At 33.6% G+C, this 11,677-nt stretch carries 16 protein-coding genes; 3 read left to right on the top strand and 13 right to left on the bottom strand.

What is annotated here, in order from left to right; all coding sequences use genetic code 11:
• Window positions 1-41: 41 nt before the first annotated feature.
• Window positions 42-542 (top strand): pyridoxamine 5'-phosphate oxidase family protein, encoded by a 501-nt coding sequence (locus GSY47_RS10410; RefSeq protein ID WP_109192954.1) that lies wholly within the window; start codon window positions 42-44, stop codon window positions 540-542.
• A gap of 140 nt (window positions 543-682) precedes the next feature.
• Here GSY47_RS10410 and GSY47_RS10415 read toward each other — a convergent pair whose 3' ends face one another.
• The 3 genes from GSY47_RS10415 to GSY47_RS10425 form a co-directional block, all read right to left on the bottom strand.
• Window positions 683-1,399 (bottom strand): DUF72 domain-containing protein, encoded by a 717-nt coding sequence (locus GSY47_RS10415; RefSeq protein ID WP_179003448.1) that lies wholly within the window; start codon window positions 1,397-1,399, stop codon window positions 683-685.
• Window positions 1,396-2,127, bottom strand: a complete 732-nt coding sequence (locus GSY47_RS10420; protein ID WP_179003447.1) for a DNA-formamidopyrimidine glycosylase family protein — start codon at window positions 2,125-2,127, stop codon at window positions 1,396-1,398. The genes GSY47_RS10415 and GSY47_RS10420 overlap by 4 nt, the downstream gene beginning before the upstream one ends.
• A gap of 67 nt (window positions 2,128-2,194) precedes the next feature.
• A complete protein-coding gene (locus GSY47_RS10425) occupies window positions 2,195-2,776 on the bottom strand; it encodes a YciE/YciF ferroxidase family protein (RefSeq protein ID WP_179003446.1) in 582 nt (193 codons plus the stop codon).
• A gap of 188 nt (window positions 2,777-2,964) precedes the next feature.
• Between GSY47_RS10425 and GSY47_RS10430 the strand changes: the two genes are divergently transcribed.
• On the top strand, window positions 2,965-3,522 hold the full coding sequence (locus tag GSY47_RS10430) for a hypothetical protein (RefSeq protein ID WP_179003445.1): 558 nt from the start codon (window positions 2,965-2,967) through the stop codon (window positions 3,520-3,522).
• 62 nt (window positions 3,523-3,584) lie between these two features.
• Here the strand turns inward: GSY47_RS10430 and GSY47_RS10435 are convergent, their stop codons facing one another.
• The 7 genes from GSY47_RS10435 to GSY47_RS10465 form a co-directional block, all read right to left on the bottom strand.
• A complete protein-coding gene (locus GSY47_RS10435) occupies window positions 3,585-4,175 on the bottom strand; it encodes a DUF5661 family protein (protein WP_246611314.1) in 591 nt (196 codons plus the stop codon).
• Window positions 4,176-4,323: 148 nt separating this feature from the next.
• Window positions 4,324-4,485 carry a DUF1328 domain-containing protein gene (locus GSY47_RS10440; protein WP_091496826.1) on the bottom strand — a complete coding sequence of 54 codons (162 nt, stop codon included), beginning with the start codon at window positions 4,483-4,485 and terminating at the stop codon, window positions 4,324-4,326.
• Between the two features lie 81 nt (window positions 4,486-4,566).
• Window positions 4,567-5,661: a DNA topoisomerase IB gene (locus GSY47_RS10445; protein ID WP_179003444.1), complete on the bottom strand. Its 1,095-nt coding sequence runs from the start codon at window positions 5,659-5,661 to the stop codon at window positions 4,567-4,569.
• Window positions 5,662-5,702: 41 nt separating this feature from the next.
• On the bottom strand, window positions 5,703-5,942 hold the full coding sequence (locus GSY47_RS10450) for a DUF7218 family protein (RefSeq protein WP_179003443.1): 240 nt from the start codon (window positions 5,940-5,942) through the stop codon (window positions 5,703-5,705).
• Window positions 5,943-6,144: 202 nt separating this feature from the next.
• Window positions 6,145-6,594 (bottom strand): hypothetical protein, encoded by a 450-nt coding sequence (locus GSY47_RS10455; RefSeq protein WP_179003442.1) that lies wholly within the window; start codon window positions 6,592-6,594, stop codon window positions 6,145-6,147.
• 10 nt (window positions 6,595-6,604) lie between these two features.
• A complete protein-coding gene (locus tag GSY47_RS10460) occupies window positions 6,605-7,477 on the bottom strand; it encodes an XAC2610-related protein (RefSeq protein ID WP_179003441.1) in 873 nt (290 codons plus the stop codon).
• Window positions 7,478-7,535: 58 nt separating this feature from the next.
• A complete protein-coding gene (locus GSY47_RS10465; protein ID WP_179003440.1) occupies window positions 7,536-7,772 on the bottom strand; it encodes a hypothetical protein in 237 nt (78 codons plus the stop codon).
• Between the two features lie 150 nt (window positions 7,773-7,922).
• On the opposite strand from GSY47_RS10465, the gene GSY47_RS10470 reads away from it, so the two are divergent.
• The gene (locus tag GSY47_RS10470) at window positions 7,923-8,510 is read left to right on the top strand and encodes a DUF4142 domain-containing protein (RefSeq protein WP_179003439.1); all 588 of its coding nucleotides are present in this window, start codon (window positions 7,923-7,925) and stop codon (window positions 8,508-8,510) included.
• Window positions 8,511-8,692: 182 nt separating this feature from the next.
• On the opposite strand, the gene GSY47_RS10475 is transcribed toward GSY47_RS10470, so the two are convergent.
• The 3 genes from GSY47_RS10475 to GSY47_RS10485 form a co-directional block, all read right to left on the bottom strand.
• Complete coding sequence (locus GSY47_RS10475; RefSeq protein ID WP_179003438.1) at window positions 8,693-9,676, bottom strand: aldo/keto reductase; 984 nt, start codon at window positions 9,674-9,676, stop codon at window positions 8,693-8,695.
• A 189-nt stretch (window positions 9,677-9,865) separates the two neighbouring features.
• Complete coding sequence (locus GSY47_RS10480) at window positions 9,866-10,918, bottom strand: NAD(P)-dependent alcohol dehydrogenase (RefSeq protein ID WP_179003437.1); 1,053 nt, start codon at window positions 10,916-10,918, stop codon at window positions 9,866-9,868.
• Window positions 10,919-11,129: 211 nt separating this feature from the next.
• Complete coding sequence (locus GSY47_RS10485) at window positions 11,130-11,537, bottom strand: cupin domain-containing protein (protein WP_179003436.1); 408 nt, start codon at window positions 11,535-11,537, stop codon at window positions 11,130-11,132.
• Between the last annotated feature and the right edge of the window lie 140 nt (window positions 11,538-11,677).

An 11,677-nucleotide genomic window follows, 5' to 3' on the forward strand; every position in this document is an offset into this window, starting at 1 on the left:
ATTAATTATAAGAGATATACAAACTTTTAAAATACAATATCATGGGAGATCATAAAGACCTTACAGACGAATTTGCTGTTGATAAAATTAAAGATCTGGCAGAGCACATCAAAACCTGTATGTTTTGCACATACAACGAATATAGATTACAATCAAGACCAATGTCTGTTCAGAAAATAGACGATTTGGGGCAACTTTGGTTCTTATCTGATCGAAACAGCAGTCAAAATGCTGAGATTTCATTAAATCCAACGGTAGAAATTTTCTTTTCTGAACCGCACGATAAGTTTCTTACACTTCACGGAACCGCAAGTATTTCATACGATCGTGAAACGATTAAAGAATTATGGAGTCCTATTGTAAAAGTCTGGATGCCAGGCGGAGAAGACGATCCAAATTTAAGTGTAATTAAAGTAGTGCCAGAAGACGGTTATTATTGGAATAACAAAAACGGTAAAATGGTAGCTATCGCAAAAATGACCGCTGCTTTTGTTACTGGAAAAACAATGGATGACGGAATTGAAGGAACTTTGAAGCTTTAATAGCTTGGAGTGCTTTAAACGTAAAGTTCGCAAAGAAAAGTTACAAGGTTCGCAAAGTTTTATACTCAAAACTTTGCGAACCTTGCTTTTATATAAGACTTATCAAAAAAAACTTTGCGTTCTTGGCGGTTAAATTTACTCTAAACATGCATTCGTTTTAACTCTAAAGCATTCAAAATACCAGCTTCGCTTGCTGTGTTATTAAAATAAATAAATCCTTTCTTTTTAGAATCAATAACACTATGTATATCTGTTAATTCATTAGTAGAATAACTGGAATGAAACATCTTTGGAATTCCGTGAAACCTAACATATAATAAAGGAAAATCTGTAAATATCGTCTTCGGAAGATCGGGATGACTCACACTGCAGAACGTAATATTGTTTTCTTTAAAAGAATTCCAAACCTCAGCATTCCACCAGCTCTCATGACGAAATTCGATTACATTCTGAAAATTGTAATTCAAAATTCCGATTATGCTATGTAGTTTTTCTCTGCTAAAAGCATAACTAGGCGGAAACTGGAATAAAATAGCGCCTAATTTTTCTTTCATTCCGTTTTTACAAACCTCATAAAAGTCTTCTAAAAGACCTTCACAGTCTTGGAGTTTTTTGATATGCGTGATTTCTTTTGGAACTTTAATTGAAAACAAAAAAACTTCTGGCGATTTATTATACCAATTCTGAAAAAATTTAAGTGTTGGGAATTTATAAAAACTGCCATTAAACTCATAAGTATCAAAATGCTGGCAGTAAAAATTAAACCATTCTTTTGAGGGTAAACTCTGTGGGTAAAATACTTTCTTCCAAAAGCTGTTATAGTAACTTGAGCAACCTATTAAAATTTGATTTTTCATATATATAATTCTTGACAATTGGGACAGAAAAAACTGTTGCGTTTTCGGTCTCCAGTCGGTTTTTTATGAATAGGAAGATTGCATCGTAGACAGACACTTTTGGTATAAACTTCCCAATGCTGTTTGAGTTCAAATTTCTTTTTCCAATACAAAAATTCAAAACTATAAATCGAACATTCGGCAATGATCTGACTGATTTCATTTGGCGGAATTTTTCCAATTATAGATTCGGGATGAATATAGCAACGGTACAATACTTCATTTTTAATGATATTCCCTACTCCTGCAAAAATGTTTTGATCTAGAATTGCATCACAGATCATTTTATCCGGCATTTCTCCTAAACTGATTTGTGCTTTTTTGGGATCCCAACTTTCATTCATTACATCGACACTCCAATCGTAATGAGAATTAATATCGCCTTCTAAGATTTTAACAGAACAGGTGTAGAAATTGAGTTCGCAGTCTTCAAAAACCAGACCTAAACGCGGCGTAGATTCTTTACGTTCATTAACTCTATAAGTGCCAAACATCAGCATGTGAATTTTAACGGTAAAAGAATCAAAACAAATTAAAAAATGTTTGCCCCAGGTTTTGAAGCTATTAATAGTTTTATCCTTTAGTCGGGAAATTTCAATACTCGCATCTCCAGAAACAGAAATGATTTTCTTTCCAGTAAATTGCTGTACATCTTCTTTTAAAATCACTATGGAAGGACCTTCGGGCATATAATTCTCTTTAGGTTTGTAGAAAAAAGTGCAGTCCAAAAACTGCACTTTCAGTATGTTTTATTTTTTATTCAATTTCTGCAGCTTCAAGATTCACTGCGTTAACTGCGACTTCAGTTAAAATTTTATCGGCACCTTTTTCTTCATCGAGTGTCTGTTCTAAAAGTGTTGCTGCTTCCGGTAACCCTAGAGTTTCTGCAAATTGTCTTAAAGTTCCATATGTTGCAATTTCATAATGTTCGATTTTCTGGCTCGCAGCAATAATAGCGGCATCACGTACCACGCCAATTTCGGTTTCTTCCAGCATGCCTTTTGCCTCTTCAATAAGACCTTCCATGGCATCGCATTTTTTGGCTGTTGCTTTTTTACCTATAATTTTAAAAACTTCCTCTAGACGATTAATTTGTTCTTCGGTTTCAGTTAAATGATTGTCAATCGCATCTTTCAATTCAACTGAAGAAGCATTTTTAACCATTGTTGGCAATGCTTTGGTCAAAGCTTTTTCTGCCCAGTAGATGTCTTTTAAACCATCTTCAAATAATTCTGTAAGTCCCGAAGCTGCATTCGATTTTGGTTTTGTAACGCCTCTTGGTGTTGTTTCTTTTACAGTCGTTTTTTTACTATTCATAGTTTTCTCTGTAGTTTTCATGGTAATAATTTTTATAATTAATAAGATGATAAAATTACCGACTGAAAAATCAGACTGGTTATATGATTCCTTCTTTAAATTTCATTCTAAGCATCTGTTAATTATACAATTACAAAAAACAATCGTATAAGAATTCTTAAGTTATTCGGACTTAAATTTGAAGATATAAATTACTAAAATTGAATATCATGGATACTACAGATAAAAGAAACAGTCCTTTTCCTAAAGATCCGGGAAATCCAAATACTTCAGACAGAAATACTGTAATGAATGAGGAACTTTATGACTTAAATACGGAAAGAACCCAAAGTAGTAATGCTGAAGATGCAGAGCGAGGTTATACTGTTCGAGACGGTCATAATCCGAATAAACCAAATCCTGACGAAAAACTTAATGGTTACGATGATGATTTGGATGATTTAAATGACGATTTTCATAATGACAGAGATTTGGAAGATACCGATGACGATGTCTATGAAGTGGTTTTGGAAGAAGGAGACGAATTTGACGATAAGTTTGATGACGAAGAGGAATACATCGAAGAGGATTTAGATGATGAAGTTGAAAATGACGAATTTGATAATCCTGCTGATACATTCGAAAATGACTTCAATGAAACCGAAGATGTTTTAGAAGATATCGACGATGATGATGACTACGAAAACAACAATTATGTCGAAGACGATGTGCAGCGTCAGAAGAAAAGAAATAAATTTACAAAAGAAGACCAAAGAAGGTTTTATTAATTGAAACCAAAAAAGCCGTTAAGTTCAATTCTTAACGGCTTTTTATTGAGTTTAAAATTCAATTAATCACCAATAATTTTTAATACCGGGATATCGTCCATTCGCTCCAAGCGCTCTGCCAAGCCCGTTCTTGCTTCATTAAGTTCCTGCTCTGCTTTGCCTAATTCTTTATACCATTGCTCCTTTCCTGTTGACGAAGCCTCCAATTTACGGACTATTTCATAGATTTCGCCCTCAGCTTCCATCACTTTTAATCTTTTATAATAGGTTAAACTTTCGGTCATGTGGGCAAGCGCAATCATAGCCGTTAAAAATGGATGATTGTTCGTTACATTCACATCTTTTACTTTGCCGTGTTCCAATTCTACTTTTAAGGCAAAAGCAAATTCTTCCATATTAAAAGCTTCGTGTTTGCTTTTTGGGTCTAAATAGGCTTTTATAGCATGCACATTATTCATTGTCGAAAGATCAACATCTGTCTTTTTACTATTTAAGTCTTTAAAAACCACGTTTGCAATTGCTCTTGCTTCGGCAATTGTAGGATCATTTTTTGGATCATCGAAATCACGAACCGACCAATCCCAATTTTTAGGATGAACAGGTTTAATATATTTTTCACAAAAATCTATTACATCATTTTTTAGGCTTACCATCTCATCATCCCCTTTTAATATAAACATCCTGATAAGCACCGCTTTTTGTTCCCATGATTGATATTTTTTCTTTATTGAAACCACAAACGACACATTATCGAAATAAATGTGCCGTTGTAGTTTGTTCTTTATTTTACTGATATTCTTCTTATACTTTCGATCTTCCTGAGATTAAAGAAATAATAAATAATACTAAAAATATGAAGAATAAAATTTTAGCAATACTAGCTGCTCCAGCGGCAATTCCGCCAAAACCAAATATTCCCGCCACTATGGCTAGAATAATAAAAATGACTGTCCAACGTAACATAATAATAGTTTTTTAGTTAATACTGATTTTGTTTGTATTTCAAATTCAAAGCTTTTAAAGAGATGCAGTAACTCTATTTTTTTATTGACACGGTGATTCTAAATCGATTTGATAATTCTGGATCAATTCAGAAAAAGCGGTTTCTGTTTTAGTAAAATATTTTTTTGTGCTTCGGCTTTTTTTCGCTTTATCAAAATACTTCTGAATAGTTCCGTCTTCGTATGTTGATATTAAAAGCGGATGAACGTAATAATCTTTACATACTTTTCTTGTGTTTCCTAGTGCTTCAGCAGTTAAATCAAAGGCTGTCAAAATGTTTTGTTTGATTTCTTTTTCATCGGACGTAATACCCATTTCCATCAAACTTTCAAAAAAAATAATTGATGCCGCCCATGTTCTAAAATCCTTTGCACTAAAATATTCACCTGAAATGTTGTGCAGATATTCATTTACCATATGACTGTCCAACACTTTCTTTTCTCCGTTTTTATCGTAATATTTAAAAACTTCCCAACCTGGAATTTCTTCACAACGGCTGACTAATTTTATCAACTGCTTATTTCTTGTTGTAATGGTATGAAGTTTTCCTTTTTTGCCAATAAACTCAAAACGAAGCGAATTTTTATTGATATTAATATGTCGTTTTCTCAGAGTAGAAAGTCCGTACGATTTGTTGTCTTTGGCGTATTTTTCGTTTCCAATTCTAATATGTGTTTCTTCCATTAACCGAATCACTAAAGCTGTGACTTTTTCTTTCGACCATTCTTTCTTCTCTAAATCAATATCAACTTGTTTTCTGATAGAGGGAAGTTTAGCACCAAATTCGGCTATTTTGTAAAATTTAGTTTGATTCCGAATCAGATTCCATTTTGGATGATAACGATATTGTTTTCTTTTTTTATCGTCTACACCTACTGCCTGCAAGTGTCCATTTGTACAATCGGCAATGCGGACATTTTCCCATGCTGGCGGTAAAACCAAACTTTTTATTCTTTTCAATTCCGATTTCGATTTGACATTTCGCCCATTCTTTTTATAGACAAAATCCTCCCCTTCACGACAGCGCACAATCGTCAGCTGATTATCATTTACATACTCCAAATCCAGTTTTTCGATCACGAGATGAGGCGCTTTTATCAGCTGATTCATTAATAATTCTTTTCTGGCTGCGTTCATGGTATTTATATTTTTATCACATTGATAAAATGAATTTAATTTTAATTATTTCTAAGAGACTCTATAAGTCCTTTTTTGTTCATATAAGATCTTCCTTTGATTCCGACTCTCGAGGCTTGTTTTTGAAGCTCTTCTTTTGTCCATTCCTCATAAGGTTTTGCTTTTCCACCCTTTACTCCCGCATCGGGCGTGTTGGCTATACGAGCTGATTTTTCTTTGCTGTATCCCTTTTTCACAAGTGCTCTGTACTGCTCTTCGTTTTTAATTCTTGGATCTGGCATGACTTTAAATTTTAATGGTTTGTATTTTTAAAATCTTATAATACAAAGTTCAACCGAAAGCGAAAGAATTTCGTTACAGAATTTTTGTTGGAAATTTCATATTTGTGGGATGGGAATTGTGAAAGGCTGGATATAAAAAAAATCCCGCTCATTGTAATGGCGGGATTCTTTCATAAAAGCTATAAAAATCAAATTAAGATCTTTATTCCAGTTTGCTTCTAATAGCTGACATAATCTCTTTATAATTGGAAAAATTATCAGGTGAAATTATCATGGTACTATTGTCATCTAATTCCAAAATAGTCAAAGTATAACCATCTGTAAGATGACCTGATTTAGTTTGCATTCTTATTTTTTTATTTTCCAAACTAGTAATAGATGTGAAAGGAATTTTTTCTTTACGTCCAGATATGACAAATATTTTTTCAATTTCCTGATCTGTAACGATTAGTTTGAAAACATTAATTAAATCCAATGCTCCAAAAAAGAATAAGAGTAAAAACACAGACGATACAATAAAAACAGGGTTTTTACTAAGTTGTGAATATTGCGGAATACTATTTAAGCATAGATATAATGTAAAAATAAAAAGCAAAAAACCAATCCCTATTCTTACCCAAAACAGCTTTCTGAACTTTGATTTAATTTCCATAAAAAACTATTTAGTTACATTTTACCTTTTTCAACTTACCCAATTTAATATCTAATTTGAAACAATTTTGTTTTAGTAGCACCATTTTATTGTTGACTACTTTATACTCTGCTTCTGTAACACTAGTTCCTGCACAACATTGATTATGTTCATAGATTCTTTTGTTTTTACTATCAAACTCTAATGAAGAACCGCTGAAACTGCTTTCAAAATACTTTCCTGTTTTGGGATTATACAAAAAATATAAACTTGTACTATCTGGTCCAGCTGTACCACCTTCATAAACAGAAAAATCTGGTATTCCGTCAAAATTATAATCATCAATACTAATGTTTCCTATTCCTAAAAGCTGGCATTCTACATAAAATTTCTGAATTAATTTATCAGTCTTTTTTTCAAATATTTTTACACCAGAGACACTTGCATAAGAACTCTCTTTATCTTTTGAAATGATTAATTTGAAATATTTGTCTTTGAAGGAAACTGACTGTAGAATTTCTCTTTCTTTTCCTTCCATATCATAAGCTTTTTCCAGATCAAATTCTTTTGTTAGTCTTATTGTTAACTCTTTTCCCGAATTTAAATCTTTCCAAATTCCATTTAACTGACTACTTTTTGCATTATAATTCTCGAAACTTAATTTTGCAGTCTCCTTATTATTTTTATCTTTTTCCGTAAAAACCAAAGTTTTTCCTTTAAGTTTTGCACTTAAAGAAATTGGAGTATCATAGTTCGTATAGGCGTAAACCCCAGATCCAACACCATCAGAATAAACTTCGCTTACGAATTCGATTGGATATTTGTCAATAAAACCTTTGTAGCTTATTTGGGCTGAAAGGAAGGTTGTTGTTAAAAGAAATAGGAAGGTAATTTTTTGTTTCATTAAAAATAGATTTGAGTATTCAGATTCAATATGTGTACAAATAGTTTTATTTTTTCCATTATTTCAAAGATCCATCATCCTTTATGAATTGAAAAGGATGATCATCTCTTATTATTTTTCCTCCTATCTGTATAAATGTTCCAAATAATCCCCTCCAATCTTCCGTATCATTTTCTTTAGGTGTGTCCCAGCGAATCACTCCACAAAAATTAGGTTCATCTAAGTCGTCTATTACTACAATACCATTCTCATTACCTAAAGTAACCTTCATTCCATAAATAAAAGTATTTTCCATTTTTTGGTTTTCTAGTTTAGCTAATATAATATCTTTTTATTTGAGAAATGAGAGATAACATCCAAATCCTATAAAAATCTCTAAAAATCCTGTAAGATATTCCTTTATGTTCTCAATAATTTTACATCATAACATTTAAACCATACAATCATGAAAAAGTTATTATTAGCCGGAAAAGCAATTTTGGGAGCAGGATTAATTATTTTATTCCTTCAATCTTGTAAAAACGAAACGAAACAAGAAGACCCAAAAGAAGTTGCAGAAGATGCAAATGAGGCTAAATTTGATTCTATCGACAGTAAAGAAGATGATTCTGAATTTTTAGTAGATCAGGCCGAAATCAATTTAGCTGAAATAGAAATAGGTAAACTGGCACAAAGTAAAAGTACCAATCCAGAAGTGAAAAAATTTGGTAAAATGCTTGTTGATGAGCACACTAAATCGGCTTCTGAAGTAAGCGCTTTAGCAAAAGCAAAAAACTTTACTTTACCAACTTCTCTGACAGAAGAAGGTCAAGAAGAATATAAAAAGCTAAACGAAAAATCAGGTGTAGATTTTGATAAAAAATTCGCAGATATGATGATCGATGGTCACGAAAAAGCAATTAATAAACTTCAAGACGCCTCTAAAAATGCGGTAGACGAAGATGTAAAAACGTGGGCATCTAACAATATTGCGGGTTTAACAGCACATCTAGAGCATGCAAAACTATTGAAGCAAAATCTAGATAAAAAGTAAAATAAATTTAATTGGTTATTTATTTTATTTTAAGCAGCGGAGTTTGAGTAGATTTTTTTCACAATTTAGTTCTAAACCCCTCAAATCTTCGCTAAAAACCCCCTTAAGAGTTGAATTGCTTAAGGGGGTTGTTTTTTGAAGCTTAGTAGCTTAGCATCTTAGAGTCTAAGTATTTCTGAAATTTATTTCCCAGCTATTTTTTGTAAATGCTCTGGGTATCTTGAACCTTCGATTGTAATTTTTGAGGCCGCTTCATTAATTTCTGAAAGATCTTCGGCAGAGAGTTTTAGGTCTAATGCACCAAGATTTTCTTCTAATCGATACAGTTTGGTTGTTCCTGGAATTGGAACAATCCATGGTTTTTGAGCCAGATTCCATGCTAATGCAATTTGTGCATTAGTAACACCTCTGTCGGCAGCCATTTTGCCTAATAAATCAACAAAAGCTTGATTTGTTTTTCTGGCTTCAGGAGCAAAACGCGGCAGTGTATTTCGAAAATCTGTACTATCAAATTGCGTATTTTCATCAATTTTTGCAGTTAAAAAACCTCTTCCCAGCGGACTGAAAGGCACAAATCCAATTCCGAGCTCTTCTAAGGTTGGGAAAATTTCTTCTTCCGGAGTTCTCCACCAAAGTGAATATTCACTCTGTAACGCTGTAACGGGCTGAACGGCGTGTGCACGACGAATACTTTCTGTGCCGGCTTCCGAAAGTCCAAAATGTTTCACCTTTCCTTCCTGAATTAAATCTTTTATGGTTCCCGCAACCTCTTCCATTGGAACATTAGGATCTACACGATGCTGATAATACAAATCAATTACATCAGTGTTCAATCTTTTTAATGAGCCTTCAATACTTTTTCTAATCCATTCTGGACGACTGTCTAATCCTTTTTTAGAATCCCCTTCCAAAAAACCGAATTTAGTCGCAATTACAATTTTATCGCGAAAAGGAGCTAAAGCTTCTCCTAGCAATTCTTCATTCAAAAATGGGCCATAACATTCGGCAGTATCAAAAAAAGTAATTCCTTTTTCGTAAGCTGAACGTAAAAGATTAATCATCTCATTTTTATCATGAGCAGGACCATATCCAAAACTCATTCCCATACAACCCAATCCCAGTGCTGAGACTTCCAGACCGCTATTTCCTAGTTTACGTGTTTGCATTTTTTTTCTTTTTTTAGGTACAAAGGTGCAAAGGGACAGAGTTGCAAAGGTTTCTTAGTAAAAACCTTTGCAAGTTTAAATCCCTGTCACATTAAACCTAGTTTTAAATTCTTTTTTATTGGTTTGACAAAAGTTCAAAAATTTCTTAAAGAAAAGCCTCTGAACCTTTGTTACTTTGTCACTTTGAACCTATTTCAAAGACTCCATATCAATCACAAATCGATATTTAACGTCTCCTTTTAATAATCTTTCGTAAGCGTCGTTTACATCATTTACGCCAATTACTTCTACATCTGATGTAATGTTATGCTCTGCGCAGAAATCAAGCATTTCCTGAGTTTCTTTAATTCCTCCAATTAGCGAGCCTGAAAAACTTCTTCTTCCTAAAATCAAACTGAAAGAGGTTACAGGAAGCGGATCCATTGGTGCACCAACCAAAGTAAGCGTACCGTCAACTTTTAGTAAATTTAAGTAAGCATCAATATTGTGTTCTGCAGAAACGCAGTCTAAAATAAAGTTTAAACTTCTGGCATGTTGTGCCATTTGTGCTTCGTCTGTAGACAATACAACCTCATCTGCTCCAAGACGTTTTGCATCATCAGTTTTAGATAATGAAGTCGTAAAAACCACAACGTGAGCTCCCATAGCTTTTGCTATTTTGATTCCCATGTGTCCAAGACCTCCAATTCCAACGATTCCTACTTTTTGACCAGGACCTACTTTCCAGTGTTTTAATGGTGAATAAGTGGTGATTCCAGCACATAATAATGGCGCTACAGCAGCAAGATTTAATTTGTCTGAAATGTGTAGAACGAAGCTTTCATCAACCGTAATGCTTTGAGAATAACCTCCGTAAGTTTGTCCTCCTAAATGTTTGTCAGGTGAATTGAATGTCTGAATATTTCCTTCATCGCAAAACTGTTCCTGATCATTTTTACAATGTTCGCATTCTCTGCAAGAATCTACCATACAACCTACTCCTGCCAGATCGCCAACTTTGAAACCTTTTACATGTTCTCCTACTTTTGTAATACGACCCACAATTTCGTGTCCAGGAACGATTGGATAAATTGTTCCATGCCATTCGTTTCTAGCTGTATGTAAGTCTGAGTGACAGATTCCGCAGTATAAAATTTCGATTTCAACATCGTGTGCCTGTACTGCTCTTCTTTGAATATCTAAGGTTTGTAATGGTGCTTCGGCTGCTTCTGTACCAAAGGCTTTAATGCTTTTTGTTTCCATTTTTTTTATAATTTGTTTAGTTTTTTTGTTTCAAGTTTCAGGTTTCAGGTTTAACCGCAATCCCGATAGCTATCGGGAGCAAAAGTTTACGCAAAGCACGCAAGAAAATAAAACTCTGCGACTTCGCGACTTTGCGAGATTTATGCATCAAGCAAAAAAAACTTAGAATCTCAGTATCTTAGTCCCGATAGCTATAGGGATAGCAACTTTACTAGAAACTACTTAAGAGAAAATACTCTCCATCAGTTACAGCTTCCATCCAGACACCGTGTCCTTTATCCACTTCTGTAATAATGGCTACATAAGAGAATTTATCAAACGGAGTGGCACCGTACCAGTGCTCTACACCTGGCAAAATAGTTACAACTTCATCTTTTTTAAGCATTCTCACTGCACTTCCTCTCTCTTGGTAATAACCACTTCCTTCTTTCGCAATCAGCATATGCAAGCCTGCATTACTATGCCAATTACTTCTTGCACAAGGCTCGAAAGTCACTTCCTTTACAACAGTGTTTTCTGGATGAATATCACTGGTTTGTTTTTTATAGGAAACGTCACCCGTCATATAGGTGTTCGGGACTTTTCCTTCTTCGATAACGGCTGAATAATTTGTTGACATAAATTTACTTATTTTTTGAGTTTGATTTTATTTTAAACTATACATTATTCATTACCAAAACGTTAAGAATAACCCGTTATTCCTTTTTTGTGTAATGTATAAATTTACTGTTTGGTTAATTTACCTTCCAGTTGGTGTAA

Origin of the sequence: Flavobacterium quisquiliarum, from assembly GCF_019308285.1 — a bacterium.
GTDB lineage: Bacteria > Bacteroidota > Bacteroidia > Flavobacteriales > Flavobacteriaceae > Flavobacterium > Flavobacterium quisquiliarum.

Excerpts from the sequence above, each read along its gene's own strand:
- GSY47_RS10410 (WP_109192954.1), top strand. The coding sequence starts at position 42 with ATGGGAGATCATAAAGACCTTACAGACGAATTTGCTGTTGATAAAATT.
- GSY47_RS10415 (WP_179003448.1), bottom strand. The coding sequence starts at position 1,399 with ATGAAAAATCAAATTTTAATAGGTTGCTCAAGTTACTATAACAGCTTT.
- GSY47_RS10420 (WP_179003447.1), bottom strand. The coding sequence starts at position 2,127 with ATGCCCGAAGGTCCTTCCATAGTGATTTTAAAAGAAGATGTACAGCAA.
- GSY47_RS10425 (WP_179003446.1), bottom strand. The coding sequence starts at position 2,776 with ATGAAAACTACAGAGAAAACTATGAATAGTAAAAAAACGACTGTAAAA.
- GSY47_RS10430 (WP_179003445.1), top strand. The coding sequence starts at position 2,965 with ATGGATACTACAGATAAAAGAAACAGTCCTTTTCCTAAAGATCCGGGA.
- GSY47_RS10435 (WP_246611314.1), bottom strand. The coding sequence starts at position 4,175 with ATGGTAAGCCTAAAAAATGATGTAATAGATTTTTGTGAAAAATATATT.
- GSY47_RS10440 (WP_091496826.1), bottom strand. The coding sequence starts at position 4,485 with ATGTTACGTTGGACAGTCATTTTTATTATTCTAGCCATAGTGGCGGGA.
- GSY47_RS10445 (WP_179003444.1), bottom strand. The coding sequence starts at position 5,661 with ATGAACGCAGCCAGAAAAGAATTATTAATGAATCAGCTGATAAAAGCG.
- GSY47_RS10450 (WP_179003443.1), bottom strand. The coding sequence starts at position 5,942 with ATGCCAGATCCAAGAATTAAAAACGAAGAGCAGTACAGAGCACTTGTG.
- GSY47_RS10455 (WP_179003442.1), bottom strand. The coding sequence starts at position 6,594 with ATGGAAATTAAATCAAAGTTCAGAAAGCTGTTTTGGGTAAGAATAGGG.
- GSY47_RS10460 (WP_179003441.1), bottom strand. The coding sequence starts at position 7,477 with ATGAAACAAAAAATTACCTTCCTATTTCTTTTAACAACAACCTTCCTT.
- GSY47_RS10465 (WP_179003440.1), bottom strand. The coding sequence starts at position 7,772 with ATGGAAAATACTTTTATTTATGGAATGAAGGTTACTTTAGGTAATGAG.
- GSY47_RS10470 (WP_179003439.1), top strand. The coding sequence starts at position 7,923 with ATGAAAAAGTTATTATTAGCCGGAAAAGCAATTTTGGGAGCAGGATTA.
- GSY47_RS10475 (WP_179003438.1), bottom strand. The coding sequence starts at position 9,676 with ATGCAAACACGTAAACTAGGAAATAGCGGTCTGGAAGTCTCAGCACTG.
- GSY47_RS10480 (WP_179003437.1), bottom strand. The coding sequence starts at position 10,918 with ATGGAAACAAAAAGCATTAAAGCCTTTGGTACAGAAGCAGCCGAAGCA.
- GSY47_RS10485 (WP_179003436.1), bottom strand. The coding sequence starts at position 11,537 with ATGTCAACAAATTATTCAGCCGTTATCGAAGAAGGAAAAGTCCCGAAC.